Consider the following 17,455-nt stretch of genomic DNA (forward strand, 5'->3'; position numbering starts at 1 on the left):
GAATTAAGAACTAAAGAACAATCAGTAAGGTTAGAAACTAATTTAGTGTAAAGTCTAATCTATAACTTTTGTAAACGATGTATCTTAACGAACATGTAAGAGAAAGTGTATTTGTATTGAAGTAAATAATTAGCATGACTAAAATGAAATTTAAAAGATATAACTCGCTATTTTTTTTATTACTGCCTTTGGTTATTGTAGGCTATAAAGATAAATCCTTTTCAGTTTTAAAGGAACCCATTTTAGGAATGGAATTTATTAAAATAGAAAAGGGAAGCTTTCTTATGGGAGACTATGAAAATTTAAGAGGTTCAGAAATTTTACATGAAGTACACTTAAATTATGATTATTGGCTTGGAAAAACTGAAGTAACACAAGCACAATGGCAAAAAATAATGGGAAACAAAGAACTACATCCTCAAAAACCATCTCCATTTCGGAATATAAACCCTGATTTTCCGATAGTAAGTATTTCGTATTTTGATATTGAATTATTTCTTGATAAGTTAAATGATTTATCAACTGAATACCAGTTTCGTCTTCCTACAGAGGCAGAATGGGAATATGCCTGTAGGGCGGGAACAAAAACTCCGTTTTCATATGGAGTAATACTAAATGATAGTTTAGCAAACTATAATTCCAAAATAAAATCAAAATATACGATACAAGGCACTTTTATAGGGAGTCCAACTCCTGTTGGCAGCTACCCATCAAATCAATGGGGTCTTAGTGATATGCACGGAAATGTGTGGGAATGGGTTAGCGACTGGTATGCCCCATATACAACTGACAAAGTTACAAATCCAACCGGGCCTTATGAAGGGAAAGAAAAAGTAATTCGTGGCGGTAGTTGGTATTTTGGTGCAGAGAATGCGAAATCTTCATATAGAAGAACTCATGAACCAAATTTATGGGGATTTTCAATCGGATTTAGAATAATTTGTGAAAAGAAAAATTAAAATATTAACACGAACACACAACATTTTGTATAAGTAATGGCAGGTAAGAAGCTAAATATCAAGGTTTGTAGCCCGCTCAAACTACATATCGGTTTGACAGGAAAGTGCCACGCAATCGGCCACTACTCATACAATTTACCGTCAGACTGTCTAAAAACCTCCTATTTATAGAATCACGAGATCAGATATTTTGTATTTTCAAGCATGAAATACATCCAAGGCCAAGCTATAAATCAGCCAGGTTATTATCCACTTTAGTCAGTATAATTTTAGAGTTGATGGCCGCCGTTACTGCATTCATAAAGCGCTTTAACTCCTTGTAGGTGTCTGCCGGATACGTCTGCTTCTTAAAATTATAACTGGCTATCATCTGCACCTGCTTAGCATTTATTTGGGCTAAAAAGGAGAATGACACATTTTCGGAGTTAATCTTTTGGGGGCTTGGCAAAGCTTCCACCTTGTAGCCTTCTGGTATCTGAATGGTGGTGATAAAACGATTACCGCGCAGATACACCAAATCTACAGGCAGGCTCCTGTCTTCCTGCTTAAAGGGATTTTCCTTTTCCACCAGGTTGGCAAAGGGCGACAGTATTAACTGGTTATCGATACGGTCAATCGCCTGCGAGAATTTGAAACTATACTTAAACGGCTGCGAGTTATCGGATAAATTAACAGCTTCCATATTCTCAACCTTCAAGCCCTTGCTGCTAATTTTCTTCTCAAAGTTTTCGCGGCTGTTATAATACGCTTTGCGCTCCGAAACAGCCGAGTAGCCTGTACACTTTGCCCGGCACAAACCTTCCAGCGCCCCTTCCTCAACATTAACCGATATGGCCATGTTCAGCTCCTCCAGCGAAGTAGCCGCATTGGATATGGTCACCCATTTCTCACTATCCTCTTCTACTATAAAACCTTTACCATTGATGCAGCGCGATGGAATCAGGTGATTGGGGCACATATCCTGGGTGGCGTCCACCAGGCGCATGGTCTTATCCACCTCAACCAATATCAGCACATAGTTAAACAGGTTGGAGTAGGGAAATGAATCGGTAACCTTACCGTTATCCCGGGTACTGATAATAACCGGTGAAGCCTGCAGGCCAAGGGCGCGCAACGCACCTATGGTGCTCAGGTTGATATTACCGATATTTCCCGATAGCTTTTCGTTAAACTCCTTGAAGCTATATTGAGCCCTTTTGCCGGTATAATGGTTCCAGGTAAAATGCTGCTTCATGTAGGTAAGGACCTTATCAAGTTGCTCCTCCTCGGGCTTATTACTAAGATGCGTAAAGGTCTTGCTCCCCCACTTTTCAGCTTTCTTTATGTATTTTCCAAAATCAGGATGGTCCAGCAGCTCTTCGGCCATGGATGGCCAGGTGTTCATGTACTTGCGGCTATAGCCCGAGGTAGAATTGATTTCCGACAATTGAAAGTCAATCTTTTTGATGTAATCATTGCGCGAGGAAATAAAGCTTTCATCCTTAAACGATGGTACATTTTCGAAGCCAAACTCATACACAACATCCTTAAATGGTATACCAGCATAGGTTCTCTCCAGGCCTTTTTTATCGTATTTTTTGTAATGGTCGAAGGTAGTAGCCCCCTGCAGCCGATAGCGGTACGAGAAAAACGGAATCATATTCACCTTATACTCACTGTACAAAACTGGTATATCCATTTGAAATTCCCAGTCTCTGAAATGCTCAAAATAGTGCGAATAAACAGTGTATTTCACATCAATAATTGAGCCTTCTTTCACCTGTGGCATGGCAAACTTTTTCATGTACCAGTATTCATTAATGTCTTCACGGTACACATTTTTCTTATCCAGCTCTACCTTTACCATTCGCCCGCCTTCGATATTAAAGGTGATGCCTTCTATCTCCTTAACCTCTTCATTCCGTTCGCCTCCCTTATACAATGGTATCTCAAACTCCCCCTTATCAAAGGCTGCTTCATTAAATATTTTGATACGAACATGCCTGTCAAAGCGAAGGACAAATCCGCCATCATCCTGCACAAACCACGAATCTCCCTTATCAAACAACACCACAGCTGGCGCATCTTTCTCATAGGCACAGGCCTGTATCTCGGCATCGCAAGGTCGCAAACTTCCAAACTCTATCTCTTGCGCCATGCCCTTGTTAAACACCCAGGAGGTGAACAGTAAAATGGTGAATAAAAGTGTTTTCATAGTGTGGTGTTGGATTTAGTTAGAAATATTCGACAATACCTTTCTGCAATTCGGCATTGGCACACGCTTGCATAAACTCATAAAAGCCCTCATACTCTTCAACCGGGTAGCTGCCGGCTTTAATGCTGATATGTCGGGTAATGATTAGTTGATATTCATTAAACTGCACGTCTTTTGTATAGTATCCAAAATCCGTATCAAGCTGCTGGCCTTGCAATCCGCTAATGCGCTTAATAGGTCGAGGCAGGTTGTATATCAGCGTATCGCTCACATTAAAAGGATAGCTAAAACGCAGCTCCTGCATTCGTTGCTCTGGCTCATCAAGCTTAAAATAGAAAGGACGGATGGGTTTTATTAAGGAACGATCACCAATGGGCTCAATGGCATTATTAAGCTTCGAGTGTAGCCTCAGATTTATATAAGAGGAGTCGGCATGCGCTCTCTCCAACGAAAAATGTGCTATATCGGCGTGCTCTACTATTCCCAACTCCTCAATATAGTCCAGCTTATCTTGTTGCGGTAAGGCATCATTCAAACTCTTAAGATAGTCAAAAGCTCTGCCTCGCAAGGTGGCTTGTGTTTCCATCTGCAAAGTGCCATCGGCCGCCATGTGAATCGTCGATACATAACTATCGGCCACCTCTTCATGGTTTAATGCAGGCGTACGGGTCAATCGGCTGTTTTCACCATCCACCAATAACACCGTACGATTTTGAGTAAAAGTACCCAGGTAGCCAAATGGTGCCGTTTTATCGGTACACTCCAGCCAAATGGTATCATTGACTTGCGGCACGCACAAAATCACATGATTAAACTGTTGCGATGGATAAGCGGTATTTATCTTAAACGGATACTGCCCGGCGTGCACAATGGTATAAACAGAAGCAATACCAAGCTCACTTAATAAAGCTTGCATGTAATTGGTCAGCGCTTTACAATCGCCATATCTATTGGCACACACGTATTCAGCGGTCTCTGGCAGCAAGCCTCCAATATCCAGAGCCACATTTACGTAGCGGGTATTATTCTGGAGGTATTTATACAGTGTATTTATCTTCTCTAACTCACTGTTGCAATCCTTCGTTAACTGGCGCACCCGTTCTTTTTCACTTTCTGGCAGATTATGGCAGTTGGCCTTTAACGCACTCAGCCATTCGCCAAAACTTTGCCAGCTGGCCGCATTACCTTTCACGCCATAGTTGAACAGTTCCGGCATAACCATTACCTGGGCTTGCAGCTCCCGGCTTTGCGGACCAAACTTTTGTCGTTCAACAAATTCTACATCGTCAATGGTCCAGCTATATGTCGTTTTACCGTTTAATGATACTTCCTGAGTCTCGCCTACACCCTGATGAAAGATACGTACGGCACATTGCTGAGGTACTTCTACTGACAGGCTTGCCTCCTTAACCGGCACATCTTTGCTGCTGCGAGGCATCCACCAGGCCAGATACAGGTAATCAGTGGCATCAGTTTTATAACTGTACTTAATAATATACGGATAACGATTGTGTAATAGCTTAAAGGACATTTTCATGTTATCGCTATGGAACGAATTATCAGAATAGGCATTAGCTCGCACAATGTCTTTTTTCTTCAGCATCCGTATTTTGTTACCTGATAAATTGTAAATACCCGCTTGCAGCTCCTTAATGCTATTGCCTTTGGAGTAAGGTATTTCAATATCAGCATAACTTAAGCCTTTGGCATTATTAATCTGTATCTCCAGCTCGGTATATTCAACTACCCTGAAGCCAGAGTAAGTCACCACTTTATTGTAGCGATTAATCTGACTGTTGTTCTGCTGGGCAGAAACGTGTATACCTATTAACAGACTAAAAAAGAAGATGAGGGGTAGGCGCATTCTTTTTTTTTCTAAAATAGTATTTTTAGTTAAGCAACTAAAATTTTGCTGCTTATATGCATCACATTATAAAAGCCACACCCTAACGGATGTGGCTTTCAAGATTGTTATTTATTTCTTTTTTTTAGCGCTGGCTAATATCACCGGCCCCCGATTCGTTCAGTTGCTTAATCTCAGGATTACCGTAAAAAACGATATCACTGCCACCGCTGGCATTGGCAATAATTTCTTTATTGGCCCACACAATAGCATCAGAGCCACCTGATGAAGTGACTTTTACTGTTTCAGCTTTTAAGTCGCGCGCATTGATATCCGAACCTCCACTCGAAGTAGCTATTAATTGTCCCACTACCCCTTTAATCTTTATATCTGAACCGCCCGATGTGGTTAATTTCAATTCATCTGATTTCACCTCAATATACACATCAGAGCCGCCACTGCTGCTTAACTTCAATACTGGCTGCTCCAATACGTTTTGACCGTATACATCAGAACCTCCGCTGGCCGAAAGCGCTTCCAATTGTTTAACAGATACATACACCTTAGGCGTTGTTTTTGTACTCCAGTTCCAACTAAAGTTGCCCTTCATATATATTTTAAGTGTATTCCCTTCCACTTCGGTCATCAGTCGGTGCAAATCATCTTTTTTACACTCTACTTCCACGTCATTGGCATCTGCCTGTGACAGATATAAATCAATACCCGATGAAACAGTGATGCGAGTAAAATCACCAACAGAACGTTTTTCTTTTTCCTGCGCAAAGACAACGGTTGCCATCAGCATCAACATTGTCAACATCATTAATTTTCTCATATGCTAAAGATTAAGTATTTAAAAAGTAGGACGCTCATACCTACACTTAAGTTACAGACAAATTAAGTTTTCTTACGTTCGGCCTTTAAACGTGAAAAATAGCTGACAGTTGCCCGTTTGACATGGGGAGCAAGAATAATGGCTGCAATCATATTAGGAAACGCCATTAGCGCATAAGCTGAATCAATAAAAGCAATGACCACATCGATTGAAACAACCGCGGCCACCACCGCACTAATAACACTTAGTGTATTGTAAATATTCTTTGAACGGGTACCAAATAGGTACGACGCACATTTATTGCCGTAATAAGGAAAAGCGAATAGCGTTGATAAGGCAAAAAACAACACACACAGAATTAAAATGTAAGGCCCATAAACCGGAATAGCCTTTTCAAATGCCAGTGCTGTCAGGGTAATACCATCTGCATCGCTGGTTTGCCATACGCCTGTCACCAATATAGCCAATGCTGTCATTGTACATACTATTAAAGTATCAACAATAGGCCCCAGCATAGCCACCAGACCTTCTCTAACGGGTTCATTGGTTTTAGCGGCTCCATGAGCCAATGGGGCCGTTCCGATTCCGGCTTCATTGGAGAAAGCAGCCCGCTTTATACCGGTAATAATGATTATACCTACTGCCCCACCCAACACAGCTTCTGCCTCAAAAGCATCGGTGAATATAAGAACAATGGCATCCCATAACTGATCAGGATGAGAAAAGATAATATACAGCACAACCAGCACATACAAAAGCACCATAAACGGCACAATGCCCGCTGTTACCTTTCCAATACGCTTAATCCCTCCAAAAATTACGGCTGACATACATATTGCTATAACAATACCGGTAACTAAATCGCTGGTAAACCCGGTATTAATGCCATTAGGCGACAACACAATATCACGAAACACCTGCGTCAGCTGGTTACTCTGAAAAACCGGGAACACAGCAAACATAGCCGCCACAGCAAAAAATACCGCCATGGGCTTCCAGCGCTTCCCTAAACCTTCGGTAATAATATACATCGGACCGCCCTGCACCTCTCCCCGGTCATCCTTCCCTCTGAACATAACAGCCAGTGTACCGGTAAAGAACTTGGTGGAGACGCCCAGTACTGCACTCACCCACATCCAGAAGATAGCTCCCGGACCACCTGCCGTGATAGCCACAGCCACCCCACTGATATTACCCATACCAACAGTAGCTGCCAAAGCAGTTGACAAAGCTTGAAAATGGTTGATTTGTCCTGCTTCATCAGGATCATCGTATTTACCCCTTAAAATATCAACTGCATGCGCAATATACCTGAACGGCATTAGCCGGCTATACATCATAAAGAAAAATCCGCCACCTAAAAGTAGAATGAGAAGTGGCGTACCCCAAATAAAGTCACTAAATTCGATGATTAGGTTTTCAATTCTTTTCATTTTTGAAAGATAGAAAAACTGCCATGGCATTCAAAACATAAGGCTTATTGCTTTATATTTTTTTAACGGTAATTATTGCACAATTTCTTTAATTGATTTTGAATTAAGTTTTAGATTTGCACGTCAGCGGTATAAACCTGATATAATTTATAACTGATAATATAAAAACTGCTTAAGTCTGGAGTCAGCACCAAACTTCACATTGGAGAAGACCAAAGACTTCTGCCTAATAACCAATTTCTATTATGGCTGATTTTAAGTACCAAAAACCGTTTCCGATACAAAAGGACGAAACCCCTTACAGGTTGATCACAAAAGATTATGTTTCTACCATTGAGGTAGATGGCCGAAAAATATTAAAAGTAGATCCTAAAGGATTAGAGCTGCTTTCTAAAGAAGCATTTTCGGATGTTTCATTCTACCTGCGTCCTACCCACCTGCAAAAGCTGGCTAACATACTGCAGGATGAGGAATCATCAGACAACGATCGCTTTGTAGCTCACACCATGCTAATGAACCAGGTGGTGACTGCCGAAGGCGAATTACCAACTTGCCAGGATACCGGTACTGCCATTGTCATTGGTAAAAAAGGCGAAAACGTATTTACTGGTGCCAATGATGCTGAACACCTTTCGAAAGGCGTATTTGAAACCTATCGCGATCGCAACCTGCGCTATTCACAGGTAGTACCTTTCTCAATGTTTGAAGAGAAAAACACAGGCACAAACCTGCCAGCGCAAATTGATATTTACGCCGAACAAGGTAATCAGTACGATTTCTTATTTATGACCAAAGGTGGTGGCTCAGGTAATAAAACCTTTTTGTATCAGCAGACCAAAGCATTACTAACTGAGGAAAATCTGACCAAGTTTATCCAGGATAAAATTAAAGACCTGGGAACTTCAGCCTGTCCTCCTTATCACCTGGCATTAGTAATAGGTGGCACATCTGCCGAGGCAACATTGGCTACCGTTAAAAAAGCATCCGCTGGCTACTTCGATCATTTACCAACTGAAGGCAATGAGGGGGGCCAGGCATTCCGCGATTTAGAATGGGAAGCCAAAGTACAGCAGATATGTCAGGAAAGCACCATTGGCGCCCAGTTTGGTGGCAAGTACTTTGTGCATGATGTACGTGTTATTCGTTTACCACGTCATGCCGCTTCTTGTCCTGTAGGCCTGGGTGTAAGCTGTAGTGCCGATCGCAATATCAAAGCAAAAATAACTGAAGAAGGTATTTTTGTGGAAGAACTGGAAAAGAATCCTTCACGATTCGTTCCTAAAGAAGCTCCACACATGGCACCTGCTGTTGACATTGATTTGGACCAGCCAATGGAAGATGTCTTGAAGGAACTCACCAAATACCCTATTAAAACACGCTTAAATTTATCAGGTACTTTAATTGTAGCACGCGATATTGCACACGCACGTATCAAGCAAATGCTTGACGAAGGCCAGGCAATGCCCGAGTATTTCAAAAATCACCCCGTTTATTATGCGGGACCTGCCAAGACACCTAAAGGCATGGCTTCTGGTAGCTTTGGACCTACAACAGCGGGCCGCATGGACCCATACGTTGATTTTTTCCAGAAACATGGCGGGTCTATGATTATGGTAGCTAAAGGTAACCGTTCACAAGCAGTAACTGATGCTTGTAAGAATAATGGAGGATTCTATTTAGGCTCTATTGGAGGGCCAGCAGCTATCCTTGCCAAAAACAGCATAAAATCAGTAGAAGTAGTTGATTTTGAAGAACTGGGCATGGAAGCAGTACGCAAAATCAGAGTTGAAAATTTCCCTGCATTTATTATTGTAGATGATAAGGGGAATGACTTCTTTGCTAAACTATAGACATCTGTAATAGCATTAAATATAACAAGCTGCGGTGACCTTAAGTCCATCGCAGCTTTTGTTTTAGTATATTGCCAACTCAAACCGTCAGCCATCTATTATGGACTTCATCGCTATTCAATACTATAAAAGCGCTTTTGGAGAACTCATCATAGGCTCCTATGATAATAAGCTTTGCCTGTGCGACTGGCGATACAGAAAAATGCGTACCAGTATTGACAAGCGCATCCAGAAAGCTTTAAATGCTGAGTATAAAGAAGCCTCAACGCCTATAACCGAGGCTACCATTAAGCAACTAAAAGCGTATACAGCCGGAGAGTTAGACAAGTTTACACTACCCCTATTATTAGTCGGTACTGATTTTCAGAAAAGTGTGTGGCATGCCCTATTAGAAATACCCTACGGTGAAACGCGAAGTTACCTGGAACTCTCCATTCAATTGGGCGATAAAAATGCCATTAGAGCTGTTGCCTCTGCCAATGGTGCCAATGCTATTTCCATCATCGTCCCTTGCCATCGCATTATTGGTAAAAATGGCAATTTAATAGGTTATGCAGGTGGGTTATTGGCTAAAAAAAGACTTTTAGAGCTGGAAAATCCACAAAAATGCACTCCACAGCTAAAACTTTTTTAAAAGGTATATTTTGTTATTGTTACACCTGATTACTTACGATAACATAAAAAATACCAAATTCAACACCTTACTTAACAGCAACAACTTACGCTAACTATTTTTGGCATTAAAAGAAATTATTCCTTATAAATTGGGCCGCCAATTACGATTCATAAGCACTATTAGCATTATTTTTCTTTAAATAATTTTTTAATCCTTTATATCAGCTACTTACAGACCTTTCAAAAACAAAGTTGCCAAATAATTTGTTTATTTTATAACAAATTACAAATCTTAGCATATCAATTCACAATCCATACTGATATACTTCTTAATTATCTGATAATAAAGAACTATTTCAGTATTTTTATTTGTATTAATTTGTACTTATTTGTTTATTTTAGTTAATTTTTTAAAGATAATCGCATATTAATATCACAATCAAATCACACTACAACCACGTTTAATTACAATTTGTAAGAACCCAATTAACAACACCAAAATGGAAGCAGTAAAATCTACGGTAAACCTTAGTAAATATGGTATTTTAGATACATCATCTATTATTTACAATCCTTCGTATGAGGATTTATACCTCGATGAACTAAATTCCGAATTGAAAGGCTATGAGAAAGGACAGCTAACTGAAACAGGCGCTATCAATGTGATGACTGGTAAATTCACCGGCCGTTCACCTAAAGATAAATACATCGTTGAAGATGACATAACAAAAGACACCATCTGGTGGACTTCAGACTTTGCTAAAAACGATAACAAACCAGTATCTCCCGAAACATGGTCTGCTATAAAAAGCGATGCCTGCACACAACTATCTGGGAAAAAACTATATGTAATTGATACGTTTTGTGGTGCCAATGCCAATAGCCGCTTAAAAGTACGATTCATTACGGAAGTTGCCTGGCAGGCCCACTTTGTAAAGAACATGTTCATTCGCCCAACCGAAGCTGAGTTAGCCGCATATGGCGAACCGGATTTTGTTGTGCTTAACGCCTCCAAAACAACTAATACAAAATGGAAAGAACAGGGACTAAACTCGGAGGTATTTACGATTTTCAATTTAACCGAAAAGATGCAAATCATTGGTGGCACCTGGTATGGTGGCGAGATGAAAAAGGGCATGTTTGCCATGATGAACTACTACCTGCCACTGAACGGCATGGCTTCTATGCACTGCTCGGCCAATAAAGGAAAAAATGGTGATGTAGCTATTTTCTTTGGCCTTTCCGGTACCGGAAAAACAACTCTTTCTACCGATCCTAAACGCGAACTGATTGGAGATGATGAGCATGGATGGGACGACGAAGGCGTATTTAACTTTGAAGGAGGTTGCTATGCTAAAACCATCAATCTGGACAAAGAAAGCGAACCAGATATCTTCAACGCCATCCGAAAAGATGCTTTGCTTGAAAACGTAACCGTTGATGCGAATGGTAAAATTGATTTTAGTGACAATTCAGTTACAGAAAACACAAGGGTTTCTTACCCCATATATCACATTAACAACATTGTTAAGCCCGTTTCTAAAGCAGGCCATGCCAATAAAGTCATATTTCTGACGGCCGATGCCTTTGGCGTAATGCCACCCGTTTCGAAACTTAGCCCAGAACAGACACAATACCACTTCCTTTCGGGCTTTACAGCTAAACTGGCTGGTACCGAACTTGGCGTAACAGAACCACGCCCCACATTCTCTGCCTGTTTTGGCGAAGCTTTTCTTTCGCTCCATCCAACAAAATACAGTGCCGAACTGGTGAAGAAAATGGAGCAACACGGGGCAAAAGCCTACTTGGTTAACACCGGTTGGAATGGCACAGGCAAACGGATTTCGATAAAAGACACGCGCGCCATCATTGATGCCATATTAGATGGCTCGATTGAGGAAGCAGAAACAACCACCATCCCGGTCTTCAACCTGGAGATACCAAAACAGCTGCACGATGTTGATCCAAACATTATGGATCCACGCAACACGTATACCAATCCAAAAGATTGGGAAACTAAGGCAAATGATTTGGCCAGCAGGTTTATCACAAACTTCAGAAAGTACACTGATACACCACAAGGCCAAGAACTGGTAAAAGCCGGACCGACAACTACAAACTCCTAATATCTACTCAAAGAGGTGTTAACTAAAGGGTTAACACCTCTTAATTTTTAAGCCAAACAGCCAATTTGGCACTTACCCACTTTGGCATACATTTTGATACATTACCTTTATGATTAGGTAGTCAAACGATTAAACAATTACAAACTTGCAAGGTTTCACTTTTGAGGAACGTTATTAATTGTTAAAATCGGAACCTTCATCAATAAAGAGAGTATATAAGTCAAAACAACAACTTAAAAATGTGTGCTATGAATCTTCGTATAACATCAAACGCCAAGAATAAGCAGATTTCATTTTTAATTGCCCTGGATAATTTCATTACCAGAAGGAATAACAACAAGGCATCTATTATAATGCAGCGCCTTAATCAATTCCTTGAAAAAAAGCATCCGGAATTTAGCCTTAACGTAAAAGAAGGATCAAACAACAGCATTGAAATGTATACAGGTAAAAACCTGATCGCTTATTACGCATAGATAAAACTCTTTTGCAGGGTACAATTACTTGCAATCAGAATAAATGAATGGCCTTTTCTAAAAAGAGGCCATTTTTGTTTTTAGTACTTTTCACCATCTTTGCACTTGCAAACCGGAAGATATTATGAAATTTAAAAAAATAATACCCCAACTTGTTACGGCCATTAAGGAAGCGGGTTTCGATACACATCCAAAAGAATTACAATCACTGAGCATTCCTAAAATAAAATCTGGCGCTGACCTGTTTTGTCTGGCACCTGAAAAAGAAGGCAAATCCACCACCATTGTTATGGGCGTTATCCAGCAACTCAAGGAGGCGTTTGAAGAAGCACCACGCGCCATTATCATCACCCCAACAAAAGAAAAGGCGTTTGAACTGGAGGAACAATTCAATACACTTGGTAAATACACTAATTTAAGAACATTTGTTGCTTTTGACCAAGGCATCTTGCAATACCAGAAAGATGAAATATACGATGGGCTTGATGTATTAATCTGCACGCCCAAACGCCTGATGGAGCTGGTGAATATCAATGGCGTTCCGATGACAAAGATAAAGATGTTGATTGTGGACAATGCGGAAACTGTTATCAGCAATACCCACCACGCCATAATTTACCGCATTGCCGATGGCCTTAAAAATCCGCAAATACTGTTTTTTGCAAGCCGCTGGCACAAAAGCTTTGAAACAGTGGAGGAGCGCATCATGAAAAATCCTTTAGTGTTCGAAATAGAAGCAAGCAATGAACTGTAACTGCGGCTCTAACAATCCATACGGCACATGTTGCATGCCATTTATTGAAGGACACCATCAGGCTCCGACAGCAGAGAGCCTGATGCGTTCGAGGTACACCGCCTTTACTTTAGCCAATATTGATTATCTGATGAAAACCCACCATGTAAGTACGAGACCGATAAAAGACAAACTGGAAATACTTAATTGGGCAAAATCAGTACAATGGATGGGGCTTACCATCCTCAATACCCAAAAAGGAAAAGCTCACGACAAGGATGGCATTGTTGAATTCAAGGCTCTCTATATTGAAAATGGCACATTACAGGCCATTCACGAAAAATCCCTTTTCCGAAACGAAAAAGGGATTTGGTACTATGTGTCTGGTCAGCATTACTAGTCCTCAAACTTGTAAAAGATTTTACTCACCAACTTCCAACCTTCCTCAAACTTATAAAGCGATAAGTAATCGACATATTTCAGTTCCTTACCTACATAAAACTCAAACTTAGCAACAGCAGCTGTACCCGTCACATCAACAGATAAAAACTTTACGCTAATCAGATTATCCTTATCCCGGGGCAATTGCCCGTTCTTTTTTCTTTCGATCACTTTTTCTTTCCACTCTGCAATAGGTAACTTCCAGATGGTGCCATTCTCACCAATTCCAAGCAAATTAAAATCCGGATGTATGCCAGCATCTATTTTCTCGATGTCACCTTCATTCTGAATACCTTCAACATAGGCCGATTGAATAACTTCTTTTATCGCTTTTACTTCAGCCTCATCCGATTGCGCTGAAGCACTAAGCACAAAACACATTAAGAGGACTACAAACTGTAATTTTCTCATATTAATAATATTGGGTTGTTAATAATCTCATTAAAGATACAACTATTCAATTTTATCTTCATCTACTGATTATTTTAAGCTATTTTTGCACCACAAATCAAACAGCATGTCATTAAAAGAATACGAAAAACTAAAAGAGTTACTGGCTCAAAATAAAAAGTGGCCATTACTATATATGTTTAAATTTATTGTACCCAATGCAGATGGCAAAGTACAAAGGGTAGTTGATCTGTTGCCTAAACATGGAAAAGTCAGCTATAAACACACTAAAAATCTTAAATACGTTTCAGTTACCTGTACGGCCAGCATGAAAAGTCCGGAAGCCATTATTGAAGTAACAAATAACATCTCATCCATCAATGGGGTGATGAGCCTGTAATAAAGGACCATACCAAACCTAAACTCCCTCCCCTTTTGCTGTCTGATTTCACAAGCCAATAACCATTACCAGACAACTATTTTTCTGAATAATCTTTCATTGAGCTCATTGCCTTTTATCAGATAATGAGGTATTTTTATACTTTATCACACGAATATCGCCATTATGAAGTATGTAATACCCTTAATCTGTTGGGCATTGATATCAGTATCATGCCTTGCTGATGACACACAAAAAATTGGTATCAATGAACATCTTAACGAGTATCTCCCCAAACACATTGAGGTCATCAATATTAATGGGGATACAGTAATTCTGTCATCAGTCATTAACAACAAACCAACTGTTCTGAATTTTGTATACTATCGGTGTCCGGGCATTTGTACGCCACTGATGGATGGCCTCGCCGAGGTAATTAATCTTTCCGACATGCAACTTGGACAAGATTACCAGGTGGTAACCATCAGCTTTGATTACACAGAATCAACAGAACTGGCCGCCAAGAAACGTAACAATTATTCACTCGTTGTGAAAAAAGATGGCATGGAGAAAGGCTGGTTGTTCTTTACGGCTGATAGCAGTAATGTGGCTCAACTCACACAAGCTACCGGATTCAGCTATAAAAAAACAGGCAATGACTATATCCATACGGCCGGATTAATACTCCTTAGTCCGGATGGTAAAATCACACGCTACCTGAATGGCACATATTTTCTGCCCTTTGAATTTAAATTGGCCGTTATCGAAGCATCAAAAGGCATCCCTGGCCCAACAGTCAATAAAATATTACAATTCTGCTACAGTTACGATCCTGTTGGGCAAGCCTATGTACTTAATATTACCAAAGTAGCTGGTATTCTCATCATCATCATTGCTGGCCTCGTATGGCTGGTTTTAACCATTAAACCAAAAAGAAGAAGTATTAAATCCTAAACCACCATTATATGTCAAATCTAAACGCTGTTAGTTTTAGAGAAGAACAGGGTCGATACAAAGGTATCTTCGCATGGATATTCTCTACAGATCACAAACGCATCGGACTCCTCTATCTGTACTCCATTGTCAGTTTCTTTTTAATCGGTGTTCTGCTGGGCGCTGCCATGAAATTAGAGCTGCTGGCTCCAGGTAAAACAGTAATGGATCCGGCCACTTACAATGCTATTTTCACGCTCCACGGGGTTATCATGATATTCCTTGTAGTCGTACCTGGTTTACCAGCCGTCTTTGGTAATTTTATGCTTCCCATAATGATTGGCGCTAAAGATGTAGCCTTTCCCAAACTCAACCTCCTATCCTGGTGGATTTATGTTTTTGGAGCTATCATCGCCCTGTCATCGCTATTTATGGGCGGTGGCCCCCCTGACACAGGATGGACTTTTTATGCTCCTTATGCCTTTAAGACCAATACTAATATGTTACCTGCTGTGCTTGGTGCCTTTATTCTGGGATTTTCATCGATTCTGACCGGCATCAACTTTATTGTGACCATTCACCGCCTGCGGGCGCCGGGTATGACCTGGTTTAAGATGCCCCTGTTTCCCTGGACTCTATATGGAACTGGCTGGATACAGATTCTGGCCACACCAATCGTGGGTATCACTTTATTAATGATTGTTGGCGAACGCGTTCTTAATATCGGCTTTTTTGATCCAGCACTGGGAGGCGATCCCATTCTTTACCAACACCTGTTCTGGATATATTCCCACCCGGCCGTTTACATCATGATACTACCAGCCATGGGCGCTATCTCAGAAATCATCCCAACATTTGCCAATAAATCCATCTTTGGCTACAAGGCCATTGTTATCTCCACTTTGGCCATTGCCTTTGTTGGTTATTTTGTTTGGGGTCACCATATGTTTACTTCAGGTATGAGCGGAACAGCCTTATATACATTCTCGCTACTCACCTTTATTGTAGCTATTCCAAGTGCCATTAAAGTATTCAATTGGGTTGGCACACTCCATAAAGCGTCCATTCAGTTGGAAACACCATTCTTTTGGGCCGCTTCCTTTCTATTTGTTTTTATGATTGGAGGCCTTTCTGGTTTGGCATTAGGGGCGTTAGCCACCAATGTTCACTTGCACGACACAGCTTTTGTTGTGGCACATTTTCATTTTATTGTGTTTGGAGGTGTGGGCTTTGCATTTATGGGAGCTATTCATTACTGGTTTCCTAAAATATGGGGGCGCATGTACAACACACGTATCGCCACAAGTGGATGGATTATCTTTTTCATCGGCTTCTGCACGCTATATCTGCCAATGTTCTTTTTAGGTGTAACAGGTATGCCCCGGCGCTACTATGATTATGTAGAGAATTTTCATGGACCCAATATCGTATCAACCATTGGTTCCTGGGTACTAATCCTCGGGCTAGTTATTATCCTTACCAATCTTATCCGTTCGGCCTATAAGGGGGAGAAAGCAGGTAAAAACCCATGGGGCGGACGAACACTGGAATGGACTGTTGACTCACCTCCAACACTTGAAAATTTTGAAGAAATACCCGTCATTGACCGAGGACCATATGATTACCGTAAAAACCCTGAATCATGAGTACAATCCATTTACATCGCGATGACGAGGCCTCTAAGCTAGGCATGTGGCTGTTCATATTTACTGAACTCCTATTGTTTGCCGGTTTGTTTATAGTCTATGGAGTATACCGCTATCTCAATCCGGTAGCATTTCACCTTGCAGCAGAAGAGCTTAGCGTGACAGTTGGCACAGTAAATACTATTATCCTGTTGGTCAGCAGCGCAACTATAGCTATGGCCACTACAGCCATCCGACTAAAAAACAAGCAACTAACAATTCTACTACTACTTGCTACACTCTTTTTGGCATTTATGTTTATGACCAATAAATACTTTGAGTGGAAAGGTAAGTTTGAACATGGCATTTTTCCGGGCAGTGAAGACTTATTGAGACTTGGACATGGAGACACACTTTTTTTCAGTCTTTACTTCTTTATGACAGGCTTACACGCCCTGCACATAATTGTAGGATTTGTGTTAATCAGTATTGTTTGTTACCGGGTCAATAATAATTCGCTCACAGCCAATAATCCAGTTTTACTTGATAACTCAGGCCTTTACTGGCACTTAGTGGATTTAATCTGGATATTCCTTTTCCCTTTGTTTTATTTAATCACATAA

At 40.7% G+C, this 17,455-nt stretch carries 16 protein-coding genes; 11 read left to right on the plus strand and 5 right to left on the minus strand.

The window, feature by feature from the left end; all coding sequences use genetic code 11:
- Window positions 1-134: 134 nt before the first annotated feature.
- Window positions 135-959 carry a formylglycine-generating enzyme family protein gene (locus KDU71_RS20825; protein ID WP_212193051.1) on the plus strand — a complete coding sequence of 275 codons (825 nt, stop codon included), beginning with the start codon at window positions 135-137 and terminating at the stop codon, window positions 957-959.
- Between the two features lie 226 nt (window positions 960-1,185).
- Here the strand turns inward: KDU71_RS20825 and KDU71_RS20830 are convergent, their stop codons facing one another.
- From KDU71_RS20830 to KDU71_RS20845, 4 genes are all read right to left on the minus strand, one after another.
- A complete protein-coding gene (locus KDU71_RS20830; RefSeq protein ID WP_212193052.1) occupies window positions 1,186-3,153 on the minus strand; it encodes a DUF3857 domain-containing protein in 1,968 nt (655 codons plus the stop codon).
- 19 nt (window positions 3,154-3,172) lie between these two features.
- The gene (locus KDU71_RS20835) at window positions 3,173-5,017 is read right to left on the minus strand and encodes a DUF3857 domain-containing transglutaminase family protein (protein ID WP_212193053.1); all 1,845 of its coding nucleotides are present in this window, start codon (window positions 5,015-5,017) and stop codon (window positions 3,173-3,175) included.
- Between the two features lie 124 nt (window positions 5,018-5,141).
- Window positions 5,142-5,831, minus strand: coding sequence for a head GIN domain-containing protein (locus KDU71_RS20840; RefSeq protein WP_212193054.1), 690 nt, complete (start codon window positions 5,829-5,831; stop codon window positions 5,142-5,144).
- 62 nt (window positions 5,832-5,893) lie between these two features.
- Window positions 5,894-7,264 (minus strand): alanine/glycine:cation symporter family protein, encoded by a 1,371-nt coding sequence (locus KDU71_RS20845; protein ID WP_244828632.1) that lies wholly within the window; start codon window positions 7,262-7,264, stop codon window positions 5,894-5,896.
- Window positions 7,265-7,509: 245 nt separating this feature from the next.
- Between KDU71_RS20845 and KDU71_RS20850 the strand changes: the two genes are divergently transcribed.
- The 6 genes from KDU71_RS20850 to KDU71_RS20875 all read left to right on the plus strand — a co-directional run bounded on the left by KDU71_RS20850 (window position 7,510) and on the right by KDU71_RS20875 (window position 13,464).
- On the plus strand, window positions 7,510-9,114 hold the full coding sequence (locus KDU71_RS20850) for a fumarate hydratase (protein WP_212193055.1): 1,605 nt from the start codon (window positions 7,510-7,512) through the stop codon (window positions 9,112-9,114).
- Between the two features lie 100 nt (window positions 9,115-9,214).
- Window positions 9,215-9,748 carry a methylated-DNA--[protein]-cysteine S-methyltransferase gene (locus KDU71_RS20855; RefSeq protein ID WP_317195178.1) on the plus strand — a complete coding sequence of 178 codons (534 nt, stop codon included), beginning with the start codon at window positions 9,215-9,217 and terminating at the stop codon, window positions 9,746-9,748.
- A gap of 481 nt (window positions 9,749-10,229) precedes the next feature.
- The gene (pckA, locus tag KDU71_RS20860; protein WP_212193056.1) at window positions 10,230-11,855 is read left to right on the plus strand and encodes a phosphoenolpyruvate carboxykinase (ATP); all 1,626 of its coding nucleotides are present in this window, start codon (window positions 10,230-10,232) and stop codon (window positions 11,853-11,855) included.
- Between the two features lie 248 nt (window positions 11,856-12,103).
- Window positions 12,104-12,331, plus strand: a complete 228-nt coding sequence (locus KDU71_RS20865) for a hypothetical protein (protein ID WP_212193057.1) — start codon at window positions 12,104-12,106, stop codon at window positions 12,329-12,331.
- Between the two features lie 124 nt (window positions 12,332-12,455).
- The gene (locus tag KDU71_RS20870; protein ID WP_212193058.1) at window positions 12,456-13,085 is read left to right on the plus strand and encodes a DEAD/DEAH box helicase; all 630 of its coding nucleotides are present in this window, start codon (window positions 12,456-12,458) and stop codon (window positions 13,083-13,085) included.
- Window positions 13,075-13,464: a YchJ family protein gene (locus KDU71_RS20875; protein ID WP_212193059.1), complete on the plus strand. Its 390-nt coding sequence runs from the start codon at window positions 13,075-13,077 to the stop codon at window positions 13,462-13,464. Before KDU71_RS20870 ends, KDU71_RS20875 begins: the two co-directional genes overlap by 11 nt.
- On the opposite strand, the gene KDU71_RS20880 is transcribed toward KDU71_RS20875, so the two are convergent.
- Window positions 13,461-13,916, minus strand: coding sequence for a nuclear transport factor 2 family protein (locus KDU71_RS20880; protein WP_212193060.1), 456 nt, complete (start codon window positions 13,914-13,916; stop codon window positions 13,461-13,463). The two genes, KDU71_RS20875 and KDU71_RS20880, sit on opposite strands and share 4 nt — an antisense overlap.
- 106 nt (window positions 13,917-14,022) lie before the next feature.
- Here KDU71_RS20880 and KDU71_RS20885 point away from each other — a divergent pair, with 106 nt between their 5' ends.
- The 4 genes from KDU71_RS20885 (at window position 14,023) to KDU71_RS20900 (ending at window position 17,455) form a co-directional block, all read left to right on the plus strand.
- The gene (locus tag KDU71_RS20885) at window positions 14,023-14,295 is read left to right on the plus strand and encodes a DUF493 family protein (protein ID WP_212193061.1); all 273 of its coding nucleotides are present in this window, start codon (window positions 14,023-14,025) and stop codon (window positions 14,293-14,295) included.
- A gap of 165 nt (window positions 14,296-14,460) precedes the next feature.
- The gene (locus KDU71_RS20890) at window positions 14,461-15,228 is read left to right on the plus strand and encodes an SCO family protein (protein ID WP_212193062.1); all 768 of its coding nucleotides are present in this window, start codon (window positions 14,461-14,463) and stop codon (window positions 15,226-15,228) included.
- An 11-nt stretch (window positions 15,229-15,239) separates the two neighbouring features.
- Window positions 15,240-16,853, plus strand: coding sequence for a cytochrome c oxidase subunit I (locus KDU71_RS20895; RefSeq protein WP_212193063.1), 1,614 nt, complete (start codon window positions 15,240-15,242; stop codon window positions 16,851-16,853).
- Window positions 16,850-17,455: a cytochrome c oxidase subunit 3 gene (locus KDU71_RS20900; RefSeq protein WP_212193064.1), complete on the plus strand. Its 606-nt coding sequence runs from the start codon at window positions 16,850-16,852 to the stop codon at window positions 17,453-17,455. The genes KDU71_RS20895 and KDU71_RS20900 overlap by 4 nt, the downstream gene beginning before the upstream one ends.

It is taken from the genome of Carboxylicivirga sediminis (assembly GCF_018156225.1).
GTDB classification, from domain to species: domain Bacteria; phylum Bacteroidota; class Bacteroidia; order Bacteroidales; family Marinilabiliaceae; genus Carboxylicivirga; species Carboxylicivirga sediminis.

Bases quoted from the DNA above. Each gene is read 5' to 3' on its own strand.
- KDU71_RS20825 (WP_212193051.1), top strand. From the start codon at position 135: ATGACTAAAATGAAATTTAAAAGATATAACTCGCTATTTTTTTTATTA.
- KDU71_RS20830 (WP_212193052.1), bottom strand. From the start codon at position 3,153: ATGAAAACACTTTTATTCACCATTTTACTGTTCACCTCCTGGGTGTTT.
- KDU71_RS20835 (WP_212193053.1), bottom strand. From the start codon at position 5,017: ATGCGCCTACCCCTCATCTTCTTTTTTAGTCTGTTAATAGGTATACAC.
- KDU71_RS20840 (WP_212193054.1), bottom strand. From the start codon at position 5,831: ATGAGAAAATTAATGATGTTGACAATGTTGATGCTGATGGCAACCGTT.
- KDU71_RS20845 (WP_244828632.1), bottom strand. From the start codon at position 7,264: ATGAAAAGAATTGAAAACCTAATCATCGAATTTAGTGACTTTATTTGG.
- KDU71_RS20850 (WP_212193055.1), top strand. From the start codon at position 7,510: ATGGCTGATTTTAAGTACCAAAAACCGTTTCCGATACAAAAGGACGAA.
- KDU71_RS20855 (WP_317195178.1), top strand. From the start codon at position 9,215: ATGGACTTCATCGCTATTCAATACTATAAAAGCGCTTTTGGAGAACTC.
- pckA (WP_212193056.1), top strand. From the start codon at position 10,230: ATGGAAGCAGTAAAATCTACGGTAAACCTTAGTAAATATGGTATTTTA.
- KDU71_RS20865 (WP_212193057.1), top strand. From the start codon at position 12,104: ATGAATCTTCGTATAACATCAAACGCCAAGAATAAGCAGATTTCATTT.
- KDU71_RS20870 (WP_212193058.1), top strand. From the start codon at position 12,456: ATGAAATTTAAAAAAATAATACCCCAACTTGTTACGGCCATTAAGGAA.
- KDU71_RS20875 (WP_212193059.1), top strand. From the start codon at position 13,075: ATGAACTGTAACTGCGGCTCTAACAATCCATACGGCACATGTTGCATG.
- KDU71_RS20880 (WP_212193060.1), bottom strand. From the start codon at position 13,916: ATGAGAAAATTACAGTTTGTAGTCCTCTTAATGTGTTTTGTGCTTAGT.
- KDU71_RS20885 (WP_212193061.1), top strand. From the start codon at position 14,023: ATGTCATTAAAAGAATACGAAAAACTAAAAGAGTTACTGGCTCAAAAT.
- KDU71_RS20890 (WP_212193062.1), top strand. From the start codon at position 14,461: ATGAAGTATGTAATACCCTTAATCTGTTGGGCATTGATATCAGTATCA.
- KDU71_RS20895 (WP_212193063.1), top strand. From the start codon at position 15,240: ATGTCAAATCTAAACGCTGTTAGTTTTAGAGAAGAACAGGGTCGATAC.
- KDU71_RS20900 (WP_212193064.1), top strand. From the start codon at position 16,850: ATGAGTACAATCCATTTACATCGCGATGACGAGGCCTCTAAGCTAGGC.